This window comes from Streptomyces sp. ACA25 (assembly GCF_028200735.1).
Taxonomy (GTDB): domain Bacteria; phylum Actinomycetota; class Actinomycetes; order Streptomycetales; family Streptomycetaceae; genus Streptomyces.
The window spans coordinates 1-2999 of record NZ_JAQKPV010000043.1 but is presented as its reverse complement, the minus strand read 5'-3'; the positions used below and the strand labels follow the sequence as shown (position 1 = coordinate 2999).

The window sequence follows — 2999 nt, the reverse complement described above, 5'->3', positions numbered from 1 at the left end:
CACGGCAATCGTTGCGGTGACGTGACTCACAGAGGTACCGAGCACCCCACCAATTCTGATGGCTCACTGGTTAGTTGCGCCGCGGCCCGGTTGCTCGGCCATGGAGGCGTACGGCTGGTCGCGCAGGTCGCCCAGGTCAGCGAAATAACCCTCCGTAGCGGCGTGTTCGAGCTCGAGACCGGGGTCGACCCGTTGCCCGAGGGACAGGTCCGGCAGCACGGAGACGGGCGACTGCCCGCCGAGGTCGTGCATCCGGCACTGGTTCCCGCGCTGATGGCACTGGTTGAGCCGGACGAGCGTGGGGGACCCGATGTCGCCGCTACGGTGGACGACGAAGTCGCTGTGGACGCAGAAGAAGGAACAGATCGGGCAGCTGCCGGCGGCCGGAAGGGAATGGCGGCCTGCCGGGAAGCCCGTCGAGGTCGAGGACCACAGCTTATTCGCCAGCCCGCTCGTGGAGTCCGTGATCCAGTACGGAATCTACGACATGGCCGCGAACACCGGCTGGGTGAACGTCGGCACCGAACACAACACCTCCACGCTCACGGCGTCCTCGATCCGCCGCTGGTGGCAGGCGCGCGGGCAGCGCAATTACCCCGAGGCGTCCCGGCTGCTGATCACCGCCGACGTGGGCGGATCCAACAGCTACCGCTACCGGGTATGGAAGGCCGAACTCGCCTCGTTCGCCGTCGAGGCCGGCCTGACCCTCACCGTCTGCCACTTCCCGCCCGGCACGTCGAAGTGGAACAAGACCGAGCATCGGCTGTTCAGGCCCGGGCCGAACAAACCACTACGACCTGCGCGGCGGCCGGCGCGTTGCCACCACCGGACGCAGTCCCCTACGCCGCCGCGATCGAACTACGCCGTCACCGCCAGCGCGGCGGCAGACGACAACTGGGTACCACCAACGCGATCGAGTCGCTGAACGCACGCTACCGGCGAGCGGCCCAAGCCTGCGGGCACTTCCCAATGAGACCGCCGCCCTCCCACGCTTCTCTACCTCGCCCCCCTCGCCCCTGTACCCCACCGGCCGCGGTCGTCGGCGCTGGAACGACCACTTGAAGACCGCCCTCACGGCGGACCTCGTACTCGTCCTAGCCACACTCGTTCTTCGCGGCGTGGAAACGCTCCTCGATCGCCCACCGGGTGCCGGCGATCCGCACCAACTTCTCGACGGTGGTGCCGTCGGGCGCGTAGGTCCATCCGGTGATCCGCCGAACGTGTCGGGCAGCAGCCGCCACGCACACCCGCTGGTAAGTACGTACACCACCGCCGCGAACGCCTGTCGCTCATGCACAGGAGCCGTCCTCACCGTGCTTCCGAGGGGTGAACTCCGGCAGCAGAGGCTCCACCAGAACCCACAGAGCATCAGGATTCAGACGAGAAGAGGGATCACCGGCCACGGACAGCATCATGCCCGATGCCGCTCAGGCCATGTGAGACACGCTCTGAATCTTCGTACCCGAACTCAACCCCGCAACAGTCGCAAATCTGGCAGCTGGGCGTCTTCTCATCTTCCCCCCAGGGGGTCGTACTACAACAGGCCACAGAATCGGCAGTGCAATCTGGATGTCACTGGGTATTGAAGTAGTCCGGTTTCGTCGGGTACCCGTGAGATGCAGGGTCTGGCTTGAAGTACGTGCACGGAACCCCTGATGAGTCCATGACACCGAACCCGGAATGCCTCACCCGTTCAAAATCCACCCGTCCGAGAACTGCATCACCGTCCACAACCGCCCGAGACAGAACAGCAGGAGCAGGCTTCGTGCATCACGTGAACATCCAGGACCCTGCGAAGATCATCAAGATCACGAACCCCGTGACGGCCAGCACGCCGAGGAGCAGGAGTGCGACTACTCCACAGATCACCCACCAGGCCGCCCTTTGATATCGCCCCTCCTTCCGTATGAGGTCGTCATGTGTCTCGTTGCTATCGAAGCCACTCACCGTCGAACAAGCCTCCGCTCTCACCTGAAGGAGATACTCTCAGTCCACGTCATGGTGATGTGCACGTCTTTCTGCCCCTCTGGAAAAACCTGAAGGGCGGTATCAAAGACCCGCTGGAGGGCACCATTCGCGTTCCCGTCCCGATATCCACCCTCAACTGGTGAGCGCATCCCGGACTCCCGGTTGATCGTGTCGGTCAAAGTGAACTCAACCTGGGCGTAGCGGGAGGAATAACAGACTTCAGCTCAGCCTTCAACCCATAGGAGCCGAGGGATAGGCTCGACGGATTGAACGCCGAACCATCACCAGATTCGTACATGCCACTGTACGGGTAGAAGGGCGCGCCAGGGAATCCTCCAGCATCTGGTCGAGATTCGCCGCAGCCGAGAGATCCGACATCTTACGATCACAGCTTCTGGCCTCACCGACGTTCATTCCATATATGTCGTTCCGCAGGCGATCGCGCACCAGTTTCAGCCACCGCTGCTTTCACACCTCCCGCGTGAGCTCACCGTGATCACTGAAGGTCCAGTTCGACGGAGCCACGCCGATCGCCCAAGCGGCGATCACCGCATAAGTGTCAGGGTCCGCCGCCCCCTCACCAAGCATGGCCCCGCCGCCCTTTCGGTGGGCTGCCACCGCTAGCTGACGACCCGCGCTGCAACTGTTGGTCCCGCCGGCCTGCTGAGACGTCGTGGTACCGCCCCCGCCGGTACCTCCCGTGCCGACCTGTGCGAGCGCGGCTGGGGGGCGGTCGTCGCGGCGGGGGGTTCTCTTGTCTCCTCGGTAGAGGCAGCCGGTGTCGGAGCTGCTCTGGCAGAGGATGAGGCCGGTGGGGTCGGAAAAGGCCAGAGGGTTGTTGTTGGTTGGCAAAGCCGGTGGTTGGACTGTACGCCGTGGTTGCCGTGCGGCCGTCGCTGCGCGGGGTGCGCTGCGGGGTGCCGCTGCCGGTGACCGCGACGTCGGCGGCGAGGTCAGTCGCCGTCAGCAGTCGGCCGTAGGCGGGCCATCGACGCCCAGGGCGGCGCTGGCCTGCTCGGCCAGGAGCGCGA

General features: G+C 64.8%; 2 protein-coding genes and 1 pseudogene. 2 read left to right on the top strand and 1 reads right to left on the bottom strand.

All coding sequences use genetic code 11. The features are described from left to right. Positions 1-21: 21 nt before the first annotated feature. Both PJ985_RS23035 and PJ985_RS23530 read left to right on the top strand, forming a co-directional pair. Positions 22-769 (top strand): annotated as a pseudogene (locus PJ985_RS23035) (ISAzo13 family transposase); the annotation flags it as partial. Then, positions 661-1062 carry a transposase gene (locus tag PJ985_RS23530; RefSeq protein WP_443033579.1) on the top strand — a complete coding sequence of 134 codons (402 nt, stop codon included), beginning with the start codon at positions 661-663 and terminating at the stop codon, positions 1060-1062. The pseudogene PJ985_RS23035 and the gene PJ985_RS23530, both read left to right, overlap by 109 nt. 32 nt (positions 1063-1094) lie before the next feature. Here PJ985_RS23530 and PJ985_RS23025 read toward each other — a convergent pair whose 3' ends face one another. Next, positions 1095-1241: a hypothetical protein gene (locus PJ985_RS23025; protein ID WP_271685825.1), complete on the bottom strand. Its 147-nt coding sequence runs from the start codon at positions 1239-1241 to the stop codon at positions 1095-1097. Positions 1242-2999: the final 1758 nt, after the last annotated feature.

Excerpts from the sequence above, each read along its gene's own strand:
- PJ985_RS23530 (WP_443033579.1), top strand. The coding sequence starts at position 661 with ATGGAAGGCCGAACTCGCCTCGTTCGCCGTCGAGGCCGGCCTGACCCT.